21 protein-coding genes are annotated in these 20,396 nt (G+C 28.4%); 2 read left to right on the top strand and 19 right to left on the bottom strand.

Going from position 1 to position 20,396, the window contains the following annotated elements; genetic code table 11:
• Positions 1-124: 124 nt before the first annotated feature.
• Complete coding sequence (locus tag ACQ3F0_RS23065) at positions 125-1,108, bottom strand: hypothetical protein (protein WP_428868148.1); 984 nt, start codon at positions 1,106-1,108, stop codon at positions 125-127.
• 266 nt (positions 1,109-1,374) lie between these two features.
• On the opposite strand from ACQ3F0_RS23065, the gene ACQ3F0_RS23060 reads away from it, so the two are divergent.
• Positions 1,375-2,928, top strand: coding sequence for a DUF5050 domain-containing protein (locus ACQ3F0_RS23060; RefSeq protein ID WP_428868146.1), 1,554 nt, complete (start codon positions 1,375-1,377; stop codon positions 2,926-2,928).
• Between the two features lie 393 nt (positions 2,929-3,321).
• Here ACQ3F0_RS23060 and ACQ3F0_RS23055 read toward each other — a convergent pair whose 3' ends face one another.
• The 9 genes from ACQ3F0_RS23055 to ACQ3F0_RS23015 form a co-directional block, all read right to left on the bottom strand.
• Entirely contained in the window at positions 3,322-4,572 is a 1,251-nt protein-coding gene (locus tag ACQ3F0_RS23055; protein WP_428868144.1) for a CPBP family intramembrane glutamic endopeptidase, read from the bottom strand.
• Positions 4,573-4,930: 358 nt separating this feature from the next.
• Positions 4,931-5,263, bottom strand: coding sequence for a hypothetical protein (locus ACQ3F0_RS23050; RefSeq protein WP_428868142.1), 333 nt, complete (start codon positions 5,261-5,263; stop codon positions 4,931-4,933).
• A 16-nt stretch (positions 5,264-5,279) separates the two neighbouring features.
• Positions 5,280-5,846, bottom strand: coding sequence for a hypothetical protein (locus tag ACQ3F0_RS23045; protein ID WP_428868141.1), 567 nt, complete (start codon positions 5,844-5,846; stop codon positions 5,280-5,282).
• Positions 5,847-5,958: 112 nt separating this feature from the next.
• Positions 5,959-6,144: a hypothetical protein gene (locus tag ACQ3F0_RS23040; protein ID WP_428868139.1), complete on the bottom strand. Its 186-nt coding sequence runs from the start codon at positions 6,142-6,144 to the stop codon at positions 5,959-5,961.
• Between the two features lie 131 nt (positions 6,145-6,275).
• Positions 6,276-7,094 (bottom strand): RDD family protein, encoded by an 819-nt coding sequence (locus ACQ3F0_RS23035; RefSeq protein WP_428868137.1) that lies wholly within the window; start codon positions 7,092-7,094, stop codon positions 6,276-6,278.
• Between the two features lie 76 nt (positions 7,095-7,170).
• Positions 7,171-7,971, bottom strand: coding sequence for a YwqG family protein (locus ACQ3F0_RS23030; RefSeq protein ID WP_428868135.1), 801 nt, complete (start codon positions 7,969-7,971; stop codon positions 7,171-7,173).
• A 102-nt stretch (positions 7,972-8,073) separates the two neighbouring features.
• Complete coding sequence (locus tag ACQ3F0_RS23025) at positions 8,074-8,226, bottom strand: leucine-rich repeat domain-containing protein (RefSeq protein ID WP_428868134.1); 153 nt, start codon at positions 8,224-8,226, stop codon at positions 8,074-8,076.
• A 10-nt stretch (positions 8,227-8,236) separates the two neighbouring features.
• Positions 8,237-9,634 carry a leucine-rich repeat domain-containing protein gene (locus ACQ3F0_RS23020; protein WP_428868132.1) on the bottom strand — a complete coding sequence of 466 codons (1,398 nt, stop codon included), beginning with the start codon at positions 9,632-9,634 and terminating at the stop codon, positions 8,237-8,239.
• 246 nt (positions 9,635-9,880) lie between these two features.
• Entirely contained in the window at positions 9,881-10,243 is a 363-nt protein-coding gene (locus ACQ3F0_RS23015; protein WP_428868131.1) for a DUF4259 domain-containing protein, read from the bottom strand.
• A gap of 461 nt (positions 10,244-10,704) precedes the next feature.
• Here ACQ3F0_RS23015 and ACQ3F0_RS23010 point away from each other — a divergent pair, with 461 nt between their 5' ends.
• Positions 10,705-11,169, top strand: coding sequence for a hypothetical protein (locus ACQ3F0_RS23010; RefSeq protein ID WP_428868130.1), 465 nt, complete (start codon positions 10,705-10,707; stop codon positions 11,167-11,169).
• A gap of 192 nt (positions 11,170-11,361) precedes the next feature.
• On the opposite strand, the gene ACQ3F0_RS23005 is transcribed toward ACQ3F0_RS23010, so the two are convergent.
• From ACQ3F0_RS23005 to ACQ3F0_RS22965, 9 genes are all read right to left on the bottom strand, one after another.
• The gene (locus tag ACQ3F0_RS23005; protein WP_428868128.1) at positions 11,362-11,862 is read right to left on the bottom strand and encodes a hypothetical protein; all 501 of its coding nucleotides are present in this window, start codon (positions 11,860-11,862) and stop codon (positions 11,362-11,364) included.
• A 133-nt stretch (positions 11,863-11,995) separates the two neighbouring features.
• Positions 11,996-12,757, bottom strand: a complete 762-nt coding sequence (locus tag ACQ3F0_RS23000; protein ID WP_428868126.1) for a tetratricopeptide repeat protein — start codon at positions 12,755-12,757, stop codon at positions 11,996-11,998.
• A gap of 106 nt (positions 12,758-12,863) precedes the next feature.
• Positions 12,864-13,076, bottom strand: coding sequence for a hypothetical protein (locus ACQ3F0_RS22995; RefSeq protein ID WP_428868125.1), 213 nt, complete (start codon positions 13,074-13,076; stop codon positions 12,864-12,866).
• 17 nt (positions 13,077-13,093) lie between these two features.
• The gene (locus ACQ3F0_RS22990; protein WP_428868123.1) at positions 13,094-13,543 is read right to left on the bottom strand and encodes a nucleoside 2-deoxyribosyltransferase; all 450 of its coding nucleotides are present in this window, start codon (positions 13,541-13,543) and stop codon (positions 13,094-13,096) included.
• A 293-nt stretch (positions 13,544-13,836) separates the two neighbouring features.
• Positions 13,837-14,325, bottom strand: coding sequence for a hypothetical protein (locus ACQ3F0_RS22985; RefSeq protein WP_428868122.1), 489 nt, complete (start codon positions 14,323-14,325; stop codon positions 13,837-13,839).
• 525 nt (positions 14,326-14,850) lie between these two features.
• Complete coding sequence (locus ACQ3F0_RS22980) at positions 14,851-17,487, bottom strand: ABC transporter permease (protein WP_428868121.1); 2,637 nt, start codon at positions 17,485-17,487, stop codon at positions 14,851-14,853.
• Complete coding sequence (locus tag ACQ3F0_RS22975) at positions 17,487-18,167, bottom strand: ABC transporter ATP-binding protein (protein ID WP_428868120.1); 681 nt, start codon at positions 18,165-18,167, stop codon at positions 17,487-17,489. Before ACQ3F0_RS22975 ends, ACQ3F0_RS22980 begins: the two co-directional genes overlap by 1 nt.
• Positions 18,168-18,283: 116 nt before the next feature.
• Complete coding sequence (locus ACQ3F0_RS22970; RefSeq protein ID WP_428868119.1) at positions 18,284-19,486, bottom strand: sensor histidine kinase; 1,203 nt, start codon at positions 19,484-19,486, stop codon at positions 18,284-18,286.
• A 7-nt stretch (positions 19,487-19,493) separates the two neighbouring features.
• Positions 19,494-20,162, bottom strand: coding sequence for a response regulator transcription factor (locus ACQ3F0_RS22965; protein ID WP_428868118.1), 669 nt, complete (start codon positions 20,160-20,162; stop codon positions 19,494-19,496).
• Positions 20,163-20,396 lie beyond the last annotated feature (234 nt).

The raw sequence follows: 20,396 nt of genomic DNA, 5'->3' as shown, positions 1-20,396 counted from the left end.
TATCACTACTGTCTACTCAACCCTTCACATCAGATTTCCATCCTCGCATCGCTCTAGCTCTTCGTTGTTACACTTCGTTCACAATCTTTTATTTTATTTCTTGAGACATGTTATATCCAAGATTTTAACGTCTACCATGCACATACTCCTGTGTTAAAGGATATGTTTTACCTTTATACGTAAAGTAAAAATCCACTTTGATTTTCTGTCCAGAAAAAGCGTCATCTTCTCCAACTGGAACAAATTTTGAGTTTATACTTGGTCTTCCTTCATTAATATAATCACCACTATTGAAATGGAAAATTGCTTTATATGTAACAGCATTTTCATTACCTCTCACAAAAAAGTATGCTCCTGTAGGTTGTGTTCCATAATGGATTGGCAATATAGAAATTAAACCTACACGATTATCACTATTACTAGAATCACCTTTATAAAATGCATATCCTGCAGGAAGTTTAACTGCTGTTATTGTGTTAGCTTTTTTCTTTGCTTCTTCTTTCTTCTTCAATTCTTCTAATCTACGTTTTTCTTCTTCTTCTTTTTTTAGTCTTTCTTCCTCTTTTATTTTTTCTAAGGTTACTTTATAGCTGGATTGTAACTGTATTGTTTCTTCATTATCTGGGAAATTTTCAATAATAGTTTGTAATGTTTCTATAGCTGCTTCGTATTTTTTTTCTTCTACTTCCTTTTTAGCCTTATTTGTTATTTTTTCTATAAATGAAGAGTTTGATATCTCAATCTTTTTTTTAGATAAATCATATCTTTTCGTATCTTGAGAAACAACTTTTTCAAAATATTGTATTGACTCTAAATAATTTTCATTGTTAAATTCTTTTATACCTATATCGTAATTTTCTTTTGAAACTTTAATTTCATTAACCTTACTGATTTTTTCATTTACTTCTTCTATTTTATTCTTTCTGTACTTCTTTACTTTTTCAAATTCATTAATTGCTTTACCAAACTCATCTTTGTCTAAAAAGTTTTCACCCTTTTCTGTGAGTTCATTATATTTATAAGAATTATAAGCATATACAGATCCCCCTGTACACAGAATAAATATAATTACTATCAAAATAATTCTACCAATTGATTTTTTTCTCATGTTATCCTCCTTAATAATTTCGAAATTTTCTTTTGTTAACTACTAAATTATGCTCTTTGCAATTCAACATACTCCCTTTTTATTTTCATTTATTTTTAACAATATTTTAATTATACTATATTTCCAGAGTTCACTCTATATGTTTTATATTTATTTGGTTTAGTTATACTCAGAATATATTTCCATTTTGGTGATAATAAAAAAATGGTATAATATCACATGAAAGCCAAAGATAAAATATTAATGTACAAAAGGAGAGAATAAGATTGTTTAACAAAAAATTCATATTATTTTTTTTGAGTATTCTTATCGTTGCAAGTAGCTCGAATATTCCTAAAGTTAATGCAGTAGGAATAAATGGTTGGAATCAAAGCGGTCAAATATGGCAATATTTCAAAAATGGTACAATGCAAAAAAATGCATGGGTACAAGATTCAATAAAACAATGGTATTACTTAGATGAAAAGGGCACAATGAAAACAAATGGATGGCTCCAAGATTCAACAAATCGTTGGTTCTACTTGGACTCAAATGGAGTAATGAAAAGCAATTCATGGATAGAAAGTTCATCAAAACAATGGTATTACCTTGGTTCAAATGGAGCAATGATTACAAATGGATGGGCGCAAGATTCAGCACATCAATGGTATTACTTAGGTATTCATGGAACTATAAAAAAAGGTTGGGTAGAATATTTAGGTAAATGGTATTATTTAAATTCTCATGGAATTATGCTATGTAATAAATGGGTTGATTTTAAAGGAAGATCATATTACTTAAATACTAATGGAGATATGGCAGTTAACACTACTACACCTGATGGATACAGGGTAGGTCCTGATGGAGCTTGGGATGGTAATCCTGCAAAAAAAGTTGATAATGTACCAACCTTACAAGGACCTTGGCCTGAAGCAATAACAGGATCAAATTCACTTAATAATAATTCAAATGGTAATTTCTTTACAAAAGTAGGAGATTGGATATATTATAATGATGCTGCGGAAAAGGCTTTGTACAAAATCAGGACAAACGGTAATGATAAAACCAAGCTAATTGATGCTTCAATTCGAAGTATGGCTATTAAAGATGACTATATATATTTTGTGGATGATAATTTTGATAAAGATAATGTTTTTAGAATAAAAAAGGATGGTACAAGTTATAATAAATTTAGTACAAAAATCACAACTATTAACAGTTGCGACAATATTAACATTTACAATAATTATATTTACTTTAAGAATCATTTTAGCGTTCAGAAATTAAGCAGCGATAAGAAGGAAGGATATAATCTTATTGTTCAACCCTCTTTACCCAGACATATTTATATATGGAATAACATGATGTATTACCCAAATGCCCGTGATAATGATTATATTTATGTAATGAATTTAGATACCGAAGATAAATATAAAATCAATGAAACATCTTCATATTGTTTAAATAAATATAATAATTATATATATTTTAGTAACAGAGAGGACAATAATAGTATTTACCGTACAATGATAGGTGGTAAAACAGAAAAGATTTGTGATGATACCACTTATACATTTAATATTTCAGGTGAGTGGATTTATTATAATAATGTGTCTGATGAAAGAAAATTATATAGAGTGAGAGTTGATGGAACTAATAAACAAAAGCTTTCAGATGATTCCGCCTTTGGTATAAGTATTGTAGGCAATTGGATTTACTACTACACATCTGGAACAAGAGAAGTATATGTTCTTAAGAATGATGGTAGCAGAAAATATAAGCTTTCCACTGTTATAGGAAAGCCAAACGATCAGCCACCTGGCAAAGGAAATATACAATAACCTTAAAATGTCATAAACTAAGATTTATTATAAATATTTTCAAAAGAAAATAGTGTGCTCAAATTTGAGCACACTATTTTTCATATAGTTCATTGTTTTTTACATAACTTATTTATATTTGTTGGCTACCATTTGTAATGGTTATATCTGAAGATCTATATTCAATATATTCAGTTGATTCATCATGTTTATGTAACATATAACTATAGTTTTTGCCAGTTGAATGCACTCTTTAACCATAGCTATAACATCTCAGATAATGCCTAGCAAGTGAGCTTCGGCCATAAGCTGGCTCACGAGTAACCCTAGGTGGAATTTTTTTCTACCCAGGGTTACTTGGCGAAACTTTGGTGCGCCTTGCTAAAAGCAAGTGGTCCAATCAAGTTTTGCCCACTATGGTACCGCGCATTTCTCACATTGAGCAGAATTCTTACTATAATCCAAAAATCTGATATAATTCATTATATATTTTCCAGCTAGAATAAAAATTATAGCTCCTATAGTAAAACTTAGTATGCTAGGTGAAAATCCTATTCCAGCTATAATAATTGCAAATGTATTATTCACCATATGAGCTACTATACACAGGATTAACGACCTAGTTTTGTAATATATTATTCCAAAAATTATTCCCATAATAAAAGCATTTACAAATTGAGGAATATTTAAATGAAATAAACCAAATAGTAAAGCTGAAAGTATGATTGCAGTTCTATGCTTGTACTTATTTAAGAATCCTTCTAAAATTATCCCTCTCATAATTATTTCTTCAAATATAGGTGCAATTATTGTAGTGCTGAATAATACTAAATATGGATTTAGCAAAAAACCCTCCACTAATTCCAAAATAAATTCCGGCAAAGGAATTTTGTTTGTTAAAATACCAATTGAACTTTGAAACCATAAAAAGTAACCAATCATTAAGCAGCTAATTGCTAATACAACTTTTTTATTAAGCTCTCCAACAAAACTTAGTTTAAAACTCTCCTGTTTTTTCTTTCTGATTCTCCATAGTATTAAAACAACCATAATTATATGACCTACCGTGTCTCCAATCATAATTAGGCTTGTTTCCAGCACTTCATAATCTAATGAAGCAAAAATATCTGATATGATAACAAAAGGTATAGAAACTATATTTACTATCAAAATGTTATACAAAAGAAATAAACCTATTGCTCCTAAGAATGACAACTTAAAGTATTTTATACCTAGTTTATCTTCTGTAGTATCTTTCACTTCACTACTATTCTCCTCTTCTAAAGTATATAATCTATCTTCATTATTACTTTTAGAATTACCAATTTTCATGAAATACATTAATCCTGGTACATAGAGTATTAGCATTATAATAACTCCTATTATTAATTCAAATGTATTCATATCTTGGGGAGCACCAATAAAGATTTCAATAATCGAAAGGCTAAGAGCGAAAATAATTCCTTTTCTCGCAATTTCTTTTTTAGAGAAGATCCCAATGCTAGATACTATTAAGATTACCCCAATAATCCTAATAAATATATTATCAAAGTTATAAAATCTACTGTCTTGGGCTGAACCACCTATTAAATCACCTATCCCAATTATTAAATATAGAATAGCAAATAATCGAACAGCAATTTTTGATTTTTTATTTTTTCCCATGCTTTTCCTCCTAAGTTTTATTTTTTATATTCTCATATTTATAAAACTTTTAATCACATTATTTATCATGACAAGTCTAAGATTTATAAGATAATTTCTAATTTTTATTAAATAAGGTTTTAACTTTTCCAACATCGGTTCTGTATTATTTTTGATAATACGTTGATACTCATACGCCTCCCTCTTCCTTTGTTCAATAATACTCAAATAACTAAATATTCCTCTTCGCTATCTTAACATTAATTCTCATTAGTTGTTTTTTTATATCACAAATATTATGAGATGGAATTTTACCATTATCGTGGTATGATTCTTCTTCTAATCATTGCAAAATAATCATTTTCACTTCCAAGTGTAATCATTTTGGACTCGCTTCTGTGATTGTTACAAGGTATTTTCCATTTGGTATAATTTCTGATACGCTCTTTAAGAAATTAGGTTTAATTGAAGTTAAGCCTTCTTTCAATTTGTTTGAAACATTACGCGGTGAAATATGTTTATTAGCTCCATCTAATCTTTTGAAGAAAAAATTACAAGTCCCACAAACATTTCCTATATGATATGCTTTTTGTTCATCAATAGTTAAATATCTGTCCCAGATCTTCCAATCTCCGCCCCCTTCAGTAGTAAATGAAATTATCGAATTAGAATTAGTAATATTATATTCAATTTTATCTAATACTTTTATCATAAACTATTACTCCTCCTTAATCATCTTCTTCTAAAGGAAAATGAATCCACTCCCAATATTCCAATATCTCTTTCTCAAATATATCGTTTTCAGAATTATACATATGTGTATGCGGTACTGGAAATCTTACTTCCTCTTCCTTAAAACCCTTTCTCTTTAATAATTCTTTTATCTTATTAATATCATCATAAACATAAATTACATTATGATTATCATATACTAAGATTTGTTTTATTCCTTTGCTATTTGCTGAACATATCCACAAATGATGACGACCATCAGTTTCGAAAAATTCTCTAAAACTATTGCATAATTTATCTACGTCTTTATATTCTAGAGGAAATGGACACTGATATCTTCCTAAGGTATTTGTATCCATTCTTGAAACTACAAGTACATATAGAATTGCTAAAGGAGATTCAAAGCTTTTAGCTATTTCTAACATCAAATCAATTTGATTTTCCTTAGGAGCTATAACTATCCTTTTAAAATTTGGATATTCCTCTAAACACCAAATATCATTGTATTCATATTTTATATCCTCATTATCCTTTTTTATAGTTCCAAATTTAAACTTTCCCATACGAAAACCTCCTTTAGAAAATCGTTATTCTGTATGCCTACTAAGCCTTATAAAAGAAAATCCATCATACATTACCTTTCAAAAAAAGACTTACAAACACTATATTCCCATTCTAACCACATGCCTTAATTTCATTTATAAGCCATTCACCACCTATAGTGATAGTGTTTTCGTGTGACACATAAATTAGCCAATCTTTTTCCGTTGAAAACCAATAACCCTCACATAGAATGAATTCTGGATTAAATATTGAGATATTTATCAAGTATATCAATACAGTACTTTCTAGCTGAAACATGTAAACCTCTAATAAGCTCGTTCATTATTATCTCCTCTCCAACCTCTAGTTGAATTTCTGATAAATAATCTACATCAAGATTTAAACTTCTTTGTCATTAGCTTAAAAGTAACAAATTTTTCTAATTTAAGTTAATCAAGTAATTCAAATACATCTATCTTCCAATCTGCATTAGGTTCTTTAAAAAGCCTTACAAATACTCTTTGGCTTCTTTTCTCACCTTTTACTTTAATTTTATAAACAGCTTCACCATAACCATTAGTTATGGAAATTGAACCTGTTGGCATAAATCCATACCCTTTTATTTCTCCTATTTCAGATTTTAATTCAGAACTACTTTCAATCTGAGTAATTGCAATATCATATGCTCTATTATTCTTCATGATACTCCCAATGCCACCTACTAATAATATTATTAATAATATAAAAATACTAAATGCAATGGCTATTTTTTTCATAATTTTCGTTTTCGATAATGGAGGGTTCTTCTCATATTTATTCAAATAATTCTCCAAAGCTTCCACATTCTCTTCCTCAGTTTTTTCAAGTTTAACAACTATTGTTTTAGCTAACATATCTCCTAGTCTTAACCCCTGAGAACTAAAGGCAATGACTAAAAATTCTATAGGCCATATAATAATGGTAAGATTTCTTACAAGTAACCTCCATTTTTGAGGAACTTTTTTTGGATTATCAACACTTCTTACTCCTATACTAAATACTCTTTTACCGATACTTCTACCATCTAGAAAGTCTTTCATGCCATATATAATTGGACTAAATAATAATATTAATAATGTAATCATAGAAATTATATCGCTTTCATTAGTTGAACTTATTATTGCATTGAATACTATCACCATAAACAAAACAGTTATTATTATATGATCTATAAGAAATGAAATCATTCTTTCTCCAATACTGGCTGTTCTTTTGTAACTTAATTTCATAGCACTCATTCTTCCTTTCTACAAAAAATCATATTCAAATCTATAAGCAAATTGACCCTTAACATTATGATTTAAATTAAGAACAATCCCAGTTATACAATACATTATTAAAATTCAAGTTTAATAAATCCTCTCTCTTAATAAAGAAATTAGCAACTCCACAATCTCCCCACATCATATTTAAGTTATCATCTGAATCTAATTGTAATAATAATATTTCATAATCACTAAGCTCACTTTCTCTTGGATCACATTGTGTAAAGTATGCATAACCACCAATCTTATGTCCATCACCTAAGAAATTTTCATAATAAAAGTCTTCTGCTTCTTGATCAAATTCATCAAAAAATGAGTATGCAGACGTTCCTATATAATTTTCAAATTGATAATCTTCTATGGAAACAGGTTCACTATCTTTGCTAAATATCATTCTTCCTTCTTCAGATACTGGAAAATATTTATCATCAAGATTGTCTAAAAAAGAAAAATCTTCAACGAGCTCATCTTTATTCTGAATTATTTCTTTATGATATATAACTCTGAAATTATCTTGACACCTTCCATCATCAAAATTCATTCCATACACGTCATCTTCTGCAGAAATATAAAATTGCAAAATACCTTCTGATGGGAATAATCCAATATGTGGAAGTTCAGAAAAATTTATTTGCGCCAATATTCTCATTGGTTTCCCATTCTTATCTTTGGGATAATTTTCATTGCTACGAGGAAAATATGGATATCCACCAATTTTACTTTCCCATAGGGTTGTCTTTGTTTTCTTACTTGTTACTCTAATAAAAGGTTTAATTGATTTCTTTATTGTATTTTCATACTCTTTTAATTGTTTTGGTAATTCTAAATTCATTTCTTGCATAACTTTACCTCACTTATCATTATTATATTAAATAAACACAGATAAGTTTTTATAATCTCATCTGTGTTTATCTATCCAAACTCTTTCTTAATCTATCTTATACTATGATAGATTAGAATTTACAGTACATTTAGGTAATGCATGGTCTAACTCTTTTATATCATCATCACTAATACCGTTTCCTTGTAAATTAAGTGTTCTCAAATTAGTTAATTCCTTCAATGGTGTTATATCACTAATTTTATTTCTATACAAATAATTATCATTACTCTAATCTTAAATAACAGTTTGGTAAAGCATTTCTCAGTTCTTGTATATCATTCTCACTAATTTTTATATTTTCTAAATGGATCGTAGTCAGATTAGTTAACATCTTTAATGTTGTTATATCACTAATCGGATTACTTGTTATATATAGACGAGTTAAATTAGTTAATCCAGCTAATGAGCTTATATCACTAATGCTATTATTAGATATATAAAGACATTTTAAATTTATTAATTCTCTTAATGCAGTTATATCACTAATTTGGTTGCCACTTAAAAGTAGAGTTTTTAAATTAGTCAATTCCTCTAATGCAGTTATATCATTTATTTTATTATACTGTAAAAAAAGTTCTGTTAAATTAGTTAAATCACTTAATGCTTTAATATCTGTAATTGAAGTATGAGTTATATCAAGATATTCTAAATTAGTTAAGTTCTCTAAGGGGGTTATATCACTAACTCTAGTATAACTCAAATCAATAGATGTTAAATTGGTTAATCCTGATAATGCACTTATATCACTAAGAAGATTTTCATGTAGATCAAGACTTTCCAAACTTGTGAAATTCTCAATTCCAGATAAATCTATAATACCTGTATTCATACCATTAAATTCAGTTATTTTATCAACATCACTTTTATATATAGTTCCCGTTGGTTTATCTATAATATCTCTTACTTTTTTTTCTAGAATTGTATCCTTAAATGTTACAATATTATTAACTATACTTGCTGGTTTACCATCCCAAGCTCCATCAGAACCTACTTTATAACCATCTGGAGTGACTGTACTAACTGCCATATCACCATTAATATTTAGGTAATATGATTTTTTATTGGAAGTAATCCACTTATTTGATATCATTATTCCATCAGAATTCAAATAATACCACTTACCACCAGTTTGAACCCAACCTTTTTCAATAGTTCCGTATACACCCAAGTAATACCAATGATTTGCTGAATCTTTCGCCCATCCATTTGTTATCATTGCTCCATTTGAACCTAGGTAATACCATTGCTTTGATGAACTTTGTATCCATGCGCTACTTTTCATTACACCATCTGAGTCAAAGTAAAACCATTGCTCTGTTGAATCTTGTAACCATCCATTTGTTTTCATTGCCCCATTTGAGTCCAAATAATACCAATTACTTATTGAATCTTGAAGCCATCTATTTGTTTTCATTGACCCATTTTCATCTAAGTAATACCATTGCTCTTTTGAATCTTGTACCCATGCATTTTTTAGCATTACCCCGTTCTTATAGTATTCCCAGGTTTGTCCACTTTGGTTCCACCCATTTATACCAACAGCATTAGTTATAGAATTACCAAAACTAGAAACTATAATTAGAACACTTAGCAGAATCGGTACAAATTTTTTATTAAACATTCCCAACCTCTCCCTTAATATATCAATATTTCTTCTTTTGATTTTATATAGTATTATATCATTATTTTTAATAATTATGTAAATGTAAATATTGCCATATTGTATCGAGTTTAAGTTTGCAACTTAACTTCTCTTCCTGTACTTTGAGAAGCTGATTCATCATGATTTTTCAACATAAGTTTATACCCCATGCTTGGAAGTTATTTATCAAATAAATAGGTGTACCCAAATATAAAATGAGTACACCTATAATTTAGAGTTATGTAATTTTTCTTTTAATTCATCTAACACTTTTTTCCGCTCTTCATAGCTTTCTTTATCAGATTCTTCCCATAATGCAAGGTCTGCACCACGTTCAATTAAATTAATAGCCTTGTAACGTATATCTTCTCGAAGACAACCCTTCTCTATTTGTATTGCTGCCAAACCAATATAGACCAAAGACATTCCTTCTAGGTCATCTTCTACATCAAATTCTTCTGAATATTCATTAATTATTATTTGAGTTGCTTCTTCAGCAGATAGTCCTTCTTCCAGATAATCAATAAAATCATCTCTTACGTCGCAAGTAGTATCATCCTCAAAAATTCCTGTTCCCCAAGCACCCATAGTATTCCTCCTAAACTTTTATACATTATGGTTATTCCACAAAAAGTAATTTAGTTGAACTTCAACCACAATATGAATTGTCAAAAATCTTTAATCTGCAATATATAGCGTCAGAACGCGTCAACCCAGAAGAACCAACCCATACTATTTTTAAACTGTCTTTCTAATCTCAATTTCATTTCGATGCTTTGATTTTCCATATTCCTCCCCTATCCATTAAACTATAACATTTACAGAATTAAATTGTAAACTTGAAATTCTTACCAAAACGTATGTTAACTCTAATCTACTGAAGTTAGGTATCCTCCATTTATTGGTTGCTAACTAATTAAAAATTCATGTTATAATATTAGAGTAATTATATAATAAAATCACTTTTTAGTAAGCAACTCTTTTATCAATGCCACTAGTATTAATATTGTATTAGAAAACATTTAATTTAAAGCAAAGGAGTTCTATAAATGATTTTTAATTTTAGACTACCAGAAAAAAATAGCCCAGAAATAGTTGTTAAAACTTCGATTTGGAGCAAACCCAAAATATTTGTTAATAACATTCAAATGAAAAGACTAAAAGAAAAAGGAAAGCCTTACTCAATTACTATGAGTGATGGTACAATCAGAAAAATATTTATGAAATTAAATCCACTTGATCCTGTTCCTAGAATATTTTTCGGAAACAATGAAATTCTTTTGGCAAAAAAATTACTATGGTACGAATATCTAATTGGTGGATTTCCACTAATACTTATTATCATTGGTGGTGCTTTAGGAGGTGCTATCGGTGTAACAGCCAGTGTTTTCAATTTTAATATTTTTAGAAAAGAATATTCTCTTTTTACCAAAATTCTTTTAACTACAGCAATAACAATAATCTCATTTACTGCTTATTTAACTGTAGCAACTATTTTTTTTAAAGTAATATAAGACTTAAACCACAAAAAGTAATTTAGTTGAAATTCAACCACAATATGAATTGTCAGTATTCTTAATAGATTAACTTACTTAGGTATATATTATAAACCCAGTAGAATAACTACTGGGTTAGTATTAGTATGTTGAATCATAATTTAAATAAAAAATACTTTATGAGACATTTATACTTTATCAAATGTTTCATTAAAAAAAAACAATTAAATCCTCTTCTATTTTCATCATAAAGTCAATAGATATATCCTTTATTTGACAATCAACTCTATTAGTGAAAATAATTTTATCTTTAGCAAATCCATTATGAATATTGTGCCAAAATAATCCTACCTTATTGATTTTATACTTACCTTTTAATAGGTTTATTATTTCAATCCATCTTAAAACATCATCCTTATACCCTTGTTTCCTCTCTTCAAATTCATCCACAATTGATTGAACTAATAATGGGTCATTGATAGTTTTAAATATAGTAGATAGATCTTTGTTGTATATATCGTATGCCCCTATACCGGTATCACTATCACATCCTGTTTTAGTTGCTTGAACAATAATTTCATCATCTAAAAGTTGATTATTAACATACTTATTACAGATTTCATATAATCCTAAATCAAACTTTTCTTTTAGACTTTCTAAAGAAGTCAAATCATAATTTTTAGAAATAATCAACCCTAATATTACACTCATATTATCCTCTCCAAATTATCTGAATATAGTTACAAATTACAAATTGGGATCATGACCCAAGAATACATGTCCTCTTGCAGCATAAGAAATTGAATGATAATGCATTAGATTCCCATCCTTAAATCGTATTCTGTTATAGTTTTAAAGTTAATTGTTTTGATAACTTGTTTGAGAATTCATTTTTAGGATTGATAGCCAAAGCTTTATTATTCCAAACATAGGAATTCTGAAAATCACCAATTTTATAGTAGCAATATGCAATATCTAAGATATTATCAATATCATCTGGCTCGAAATCATTAAAAACTAGAAATTCTTTAAGTGCTTTTTCATAATCTTTCATACTGATATATACCTCGGCTTTATATGCTATAGCTTCAACATAATCGCTGTCATATTTATATGCACATGTAAGTGCATTTAATGATTCTTCATATAAACCTAGTTCGTAGCAGCATATTCCAAGGTTTAAGTAAGTCTCTGGCTGATATTGGTCTAAATCTAATGATTTCTTATAATACATTTTTGCTTTCTCAAAATTACTAACTCTTTGATAATACAATCCTAAGTAATAATATCCATCTTCACTAAAAGGATTAATATAAATTGCTTTTTCAAAACTACTTAATGCCTTGTCAAGATCACCCAATTTCAAGTAAACTCTTCCTAAATTAAATACTGGCCTTTCAGAATAAGGACAAGATGATATTATGGAATTAAAAATCCTAATTGCAGTTTTATAGTCACTTAATCCTAAATAACAACAACCAATATAATTTAAGCAATCATATGACTCTTTTATTTCAAAACATATTTCAAAGTATCTAATAGCTTTCTCATATTCACCTTTAATATAGTACTTCTCTGCAATTTCAAAATTCTCTTCAAAATCCAATTTATCACACCTCTTTAATATCTGTTCCTCATCCACCAAATGCTTTAATTATTAATCTTGCATAAGATGCTTTCATCGAATGTTTAGAAAGTGGTTAATCAAGTCATTACTCAATTTCTTTTTTTGACCTAATCTTTAGTTTCTTTATTAAATCAAATCTTATTACTAGAAAAGCTATTGTAATCATAGTAAATATGATATTACTTACATTCATAGTAATTAACCCTAAATTCTTTAATGTTGCTTGTATAGATAATAGTAAAAAGTAGATAATTACCATAACTTTATACATCCTATTTTTATCTCTAAATTCATTCAATCCCCTCCAACATTCACCTATTTCATATTCATCTTCAAATAATTAATAAGATCTTCTTCACTTGTAGCAATATAATCAAGAGGTGAAAAAATCATAGGATTCAACTTTTCATTAACGAAAGCTGCTCTTTTATCTGTATGTAAACCAACAAGTATTCTTTTCTTTTTTTCTAATTCCGTGTGCAAATGTGCCATTCCCAGTGCAACAGCTGCACCTTCATCAGGTATTCTACCATCTAAAATATAAAGAAAAATATCTGACTTAAACAAGTGTTCCTTATCCATTTCAAAAATCTCCCTTGCTCTATCCTCAGTAGCCATACTAATATAAGGTTCCTTATTTATTTTATCTCCATCTCTTTGAGGTAAAAAAACATCATAACCTAATTTTTCAATTTTCTTGGTAAGATTAATATTAAAATCTAACTCAGCCCTACAAAATAATGGTGCTGCAAAATACAATAACATTTTATATTACTTCCCTTCTCATACAAATTATTTACATTATAGCTTATATTTTTTAATATTTAAACCCACTTAAAATACTTTATTCATTTACATTTTTTTGTACTAAAATCTTTATCTATTTTTCTGAAGAAATGCAATGCCCTCAGTTACTCTTTAATATAAAACAAGACCTAGACATAATTTATTTCAAATATGTCTAGGTCTATAATTAATATTTCAACGTGTACCCAAATATAAAATGAGTACACCTATAATTTAGAGTTAAGTAATTTTTCTTTTAATTCATCTACAACTTATATCTCCTCAACAAACATTTCAGTATTTTCAGTAACTTCAATAGATTCCATTGATTCTAATTTTTTAAGTGCTCCTATACCCTTATATATTGAATATAGTACCCATATATGAAATCCTATACTAATAAAGTCTTGTATATAGATAAACACCAAAGTATCCAACCCTAAAACAATCATTCCTAGGATAATAGCCCATTTCTTTCCGTTATTAGCTAGTTTCCCAAACACAATAAAGATACCTATGAGGATTATATTAATGATAATTCCAACAATTAAAGCAGTATTTCCATAATAATAACTAAACTCATAAGAAAAAAGATCAACTATCTGGGTTATCCCTAATCCTATAACAAAATTAAAACCCAAATCAAATAAAAAACAAATACTATTAATAAGAGATAATCCTGCAATCCAGAAGAACCAACCCATACTATTTTTAAACTGTCTTTCTAATCTTAATTTCATTTCAATACTTTGATTTTCCATATTTCCCCCTAAACATATTTATTTTTTTAGTTACTTACAATAAATTATCTATAAGTAGAAGTATCCATAGTTTTCTCGATATTATCGTTTACTTCTAAGTTATTTGTCATGAACCTTCCCCCTGTCCATTAAACTATAACATTTACAGAATTAAATTGTAAACTTGTAATTTATACCAAAACGTATGTTAACTTTAATCTACTGAAGTTAAGTATCATCCATTTATTGCTTATTTAACTGTAGCAACTATTTTTTTACAAGTAATATAAGGTATTGGTAATTATTAAATTAATTCTTAATAATATATTCCTTTTTAGTCAATTAAAAACTCGAAAGCTAAGTAAATGTACAACATATCAAAACCCAGTAGAATTCTACTGGGTTTTTGTTAAATTATTCTTTATGGACAACTTCTTATATTTAAACAAGAGTTAAGTGGTACCTAACCCCTTAACCAAGGAGCTTGAGCCCGAGCTTTTTAAATTTTCCAAATGTCATACCAATTTTAGGGGGGATGATATCTTTTTATACTATTTCATTTTTGATTGATTCTACTACATTACTTTTCTTAACGTATGTTGAAGAAAAATAATACGATAAGAAAATAGATGCAATTATAAGGGCAGTATACATTAGAACTACTCCTAATGGAGAAACAGATATAAATTCAGTCCATGTGATTAGCGTTAATCTTAACATATACCAACAAATAAACAATACTATTGGTATACTAATAATAATTGGTGTTACCGCAAAGAATATACCTTCTAGTATCAACATTTTATTTAATCCCTTTGGCGTCAAACCTACTGATCTAAGCATAGCAAATTCTCTTTTTCGTAATCTAAGATTATTGGAAATTGTAGAAAAGGCGTTAAAAATACCAATTAACCCAATCATTAAAGATACAGCAAAAACACTAATAGCCATAGCTTTTTGAACTAGATCTTTATGATTTTTTTCTTCCAATAGACTCCATACATTAAAATCATCAGATGCAAGATAATAACTACAGATCTGATTTATTTCTTTATTTACACTTGGACTAACCTCATCACCCACCAACAAATCAATTGACATACGACCGTATTCAAGCATACGATCTGGCATAAAATTACTAACTATTTTTTGATATGTTTTCATAGGGACTATATAACATATAGTGTATTTATTAGTTTTTAGTTCACCTGGAGAAATCTCTGTAACAGCTCCAACTTGAGCATTAACTTTATAATTTGTATTAATATCCTTATCTACTTTTTCATGTAAAACTAGTTCTTCGCCTTCATTTATATTTAATAACGGTATGTTTTGTTTAATTTTTGAATCCTTTGGTATATGACATGTGCTGTCTAATAATATTCCTTTTACTGTATCATCTTGATAATATATTTGTGGATTAGTATCAACTTCTTTACAATACTTTTTAAATGATTCATCACTCAATCCAACTAAATTTGTTATAATTCTATGTTTTCCCTTTTCATTTAATACAGGATATTTCATTGTATTTACTTCATCAAACCCTCCAGATTTAGCAAAAACTTCTGACTCCTGTTCTGATGTTATATAGGTTGCAGTACGTACTTGTCTTCTAACTACACTATCCTTAACTTCATGTAGTAAAAGAATTTTATTTATCATCTCATCACTTGGTTCATCAATAATATTTAGATTAACCATCATATCATATTTAGTCATGTCATCATCCTTAGCCTCAGCTAAATTTAATATTGATATAATGCTAACATACCCTACTGTTAAGATAAAACACATTGAAAGAGATAATACAGCTGTTCGTAACCTTCTTTTGTTAGCTAAAAATTGTACTCTTGCTAGCTCACCTTCTATACCAAATATTTTATTAATTATTGGGTGAAATTTTTGTTTTTTAATTTTTTCTTTATTACTATTATGACGTATTCCAACAATAGCTGATACTTTAGCTACTTTTCTTGCTGGGATATACGCTGATATTAAAACAGTAATCAATGAAATAATAATCGCAAAAACAACTACTACCCATGAAAATGAAATATCTATCTTCCTAAAATCTTCTGTAGCACTAAGAATTTCATTAATTTTAAAAACAACCATATTACTAAATAAATACCCTATCATGATACCAACCGGTAATTGAACAATCCACAACACAAACCCTTCATAGAGAACAGAATACCTAATTTGTCTTGGAGTTGCCCCTATACTTTTTAGTATCCCTAATTGCTTAATTCTACTGTTAGCAGATAAAGAGAATGCATTATAGATAATAAGAATGAACGTTCCCATAACTAATAAAGTTAATATTATTATCATTGCAATCACTGTCATAAATTGAAGGTTTTCATTATGCTTATTATTAATTCCATATAAGTTTAACAATGGTTTATTATAACGAATTTTATACTGTCCATATTCATCCTTAGTTAATCCAGTAGTCTTAGCGATTTGCGGTAATACTTCATAAATTTTATGAGGTTTCTCAAAACGCATATAAACTGTAAGTTCATCTTTTGGTTTAATTTGTGAAGTATCCAAATATCCCATAGCAACATATCCCGGATATGCAGATCCTTCTGAAATATCTACTTCTCCGACTATGGTATACATCTTAGTAGACATTGTCTTGAAAGATTCGCCTGAGTGTTTGAGATCTTGGGTTTTCATTATTTTGTTACCCAACATACGATTGCCTATGGGAAGGGTCAACTTATCACCAATTTTATATGAAGGATTATCTGCGAAGAATATTTTTGCCACAACAATTTCTCCAGGCTTTTGAGGAAGTCTACCTTCTGTAAGAGTATTTTTGAAACTCATATCCGACCAAAAATTTGCATCTGCATCTCTCATTAATAGATACGGACGTTTTGTATCAGAAAGTTTAGCATTCATCCACGTACCTTTAACCATCGTGGTTTCAACTTCTGGGTTTTCTGTTACATATTTAAATTTATCACCTGATATAGAGTCCCATAATTCACCATGCCAATAACCTGTCTTTTCAATTGTTGAAGTTACTTTTGATTCCCATATATTATGTATAAATATACATAGTGAACATAGTAGTGCTGAAGCAATTATAATGGCAAATATTATAGAAATTGTATGTCGCTTATTCTTTTTCAAATGGTGATTTGTATATTCGTTTATGATGTTCATTACTTAACCACCTCATTTGATACAATTTTACCATCATCTATTCTAATTATTCTATCTGCTGATAATGCAATTTTTTCATCATGAGTAATCATTAAAATAGTCTGATTATACTCTTTATTTGAAATTCTTAACATTTCGAGAATACTTTCAGAGTTTTTTCTATCAAGATTTCCAGTGGGTTCATCTGCTAGAATAATAGAAGGTCTATAAATTAATGAGCGACCGATAGCAACCCTTTGCTGCTGCCCACCTGAAAGCTGATTTGGTAGATGATTAAGCCTTTCATTTAAACCAAGCATTTTTACAATCTTATCAAATTCTTCTCTTTTAGGCTTTTTCCCATCTAAAAGCATAGGTAATAATATATTCTTTTCAACGGTTAGAGTAGGGATAAGGTTGAAAAACTGATATATTAATCCTACTTTTCGTCGACGAAATAAGGCTAATTTAGTTTCATCCATTGATGAAATATCAGTATCATCGATAAATATTTTTCCTTTTGTAGGTTTATCAACTCCCCCTAACATATGCAGTAGTGTTGATTTTCCTGATCCACTTGATCCAATTATTGAAACAAAATCTCCTTTGTTTATTTTCAAATTTAAATTATCTAATGCAGTGACCTTTGTATCACCCATTCCATATGTTTTTGTAAGCTTTTCAGTTCTTAGTATTTCCAAGATATACTCCCCTTCCTTTCATTAACTACCCTGAAAAGTGTTTTGTTTTATCAGGTGTTTTTTTTAATGTAACTTTATAATACCTTTGTTAACTTACATTTCGGTGACATTAGTAATTAATTTGTATAAAACTTTATTATAAATTTTGCTCCTCCCGTTTCCTTATTTAAAGCAATGATTTCACCATTTTGTTTTTTAATTATAGAATTCGAAAGAGCAAGTCCAATTCCTACGCTATCCTTTGATGCATTTGCCCCCTTATAAAATCTAGTAAACAGGTGTGGAATATCCTTCTTATCAAATCCTTTTCCATTATCTTCAATTGTTATTTGTGTGCATATGGGATTTTGTTTATACTCTATAGAAATTTCTCCTCCACTTGGTGTATGTTCAGAACAATTTTTAACTATATTCAAAATAGCTTCATTAGTCCAATGAAAATCACCAATAAAAAATATATCACTATTCTCTTTTATAAAAAGTTTTTGGTTCTTTTTTTCTATCATTAAACGTAAAGGCTCAACAGCAGCACCTACCAATTCATAAACATTGGTAGGTTTATATTCCAATTTCATTGCATCTGCATCAATTTTTGAAAGTATTAATAATGACGACACTAAATAATTTAAACGATTTATTTGCGTTGAGATACTTTCAATATATAAGGCCTCATCGCCTTCAATAAAACTACTTTCTAATAATTCAATCATCAATGACATAGACGTAAGTGGGGTTTTTAGTTGATGAGATATATCTGCAAGATTATTAGATAACTTTTCTTTTTCTTCTCTTTCTTTTTCACGACTTTCCCTAAGCATAATAACGGTTTTATATAATTCATCTTCTAAAATTGAAAATTCATCTTCTTTTTTCTCAGCCTGCATTTTATAAATTCCTTGATTTATGTCGTAAAGATATTCTGCTAAATTATTTATCCGTTTACGCTTTATAATATTTGAAACTACTAGTGATCCTCCAAAATAAAAAAACAGTAAAGTAATTAATAACAAAACACTATAAATTACTTTACTAAATATCTGATGATTATTAAAATTGATTTTAAATTCTTCAGTATAACCATATTGCTGTAATATTTCCTTGCCATTATTTATTTCTATTTCATTTTTCTTTTTTAGTGACGATACCAAAACTTGTTCAATATCAGAATTAGCATTAACACCAGCTGCTATAAGTTGCGCTGTTTTTTCATAAAAAATCTTTTCTGTCTGTATATAAATAAAACCTCCAAATATCGTACAAAAAAATGTTATGTATAAAAAACTAGTAGAAACCCATACTATCATGCTTTTTCTGTTCATATAAATTCTACTCCTCCATCCTATAGCCTATTCCTCTAACTGTTTTAATAAGAGAATCATCTCCAAGCTTTTCTCTAAGACGCTTTATAGATACTGATAATGTATTATTATTTACAAATTCTCCATTATAGTCCCACAACTTTTCCAATAATGTAGTTCTTGTCAAAGTACGATTTTTATTCTCTAACAATTGTAATAATAGATTATATTCACCAACTGTTAGTTCTATCTCATAGTTACTTTTATACACCCTTGTTTCTGACTTTACTAGTTTAATATTTTTACACCATAAAACGTCTCCTTGCATCTGTTGTTTAATCGTTCTACGTAAAACAGCAGTAATACGAGATTGCAAAACGCTTAATTTAAAAGGTTTTGTAATATAGTCATCTCCACCCATATCTAATCCTTTTATTATACTACTTTCTTCATCTATAACAGTAAGAAAAATAATAGGAATATCTTTAATTCTTTTTATGTAACTACAAAAATCAAATCCTGATCCATCAGGAAGATTTAAATCTAGTAAAATCAAATCTATTTCTGTTTTATTAAAAAGCTCTTTCCCTTCTTCTAAATTTTTCCCATGAAAAACCCTGTAATTATTTTTTAATAAAAAAGATTTAACTCCAAAAGCAATTGTATCATCGTCTTCAATTATCAAAATTTTAAACATCCCTTTTTCTCCTCTATTTCTTATTAAATATTGTATTTGTTGTCATATCCCCCTAATAACTGGATATACTATTTGCCTTTGCCACTATATCGTCAGTTGATCCGTGCTTAATGTCATTCATTGAAATATGTATAGTGCAGAATTAATAATTCTATCTTTCTTTATCTAATTTATAAAATCTTTGATACATAAAATCTCCTTTATGACTGGTATAGTCATTATTTTATAGAAACG

This window comes from Clostridium sediminicola, from assembly GCF_050402865.1.
GTDB classification, from domain to species: Bacteria; Bacillota; Clostridia; order Clostridiales; family Clostridiaceae; genus Clostridium_AF; species Clostridium_AF sediminicola.
This window is presented reverse-complemented; position numbering and strand designations above follow the sequence as displayed.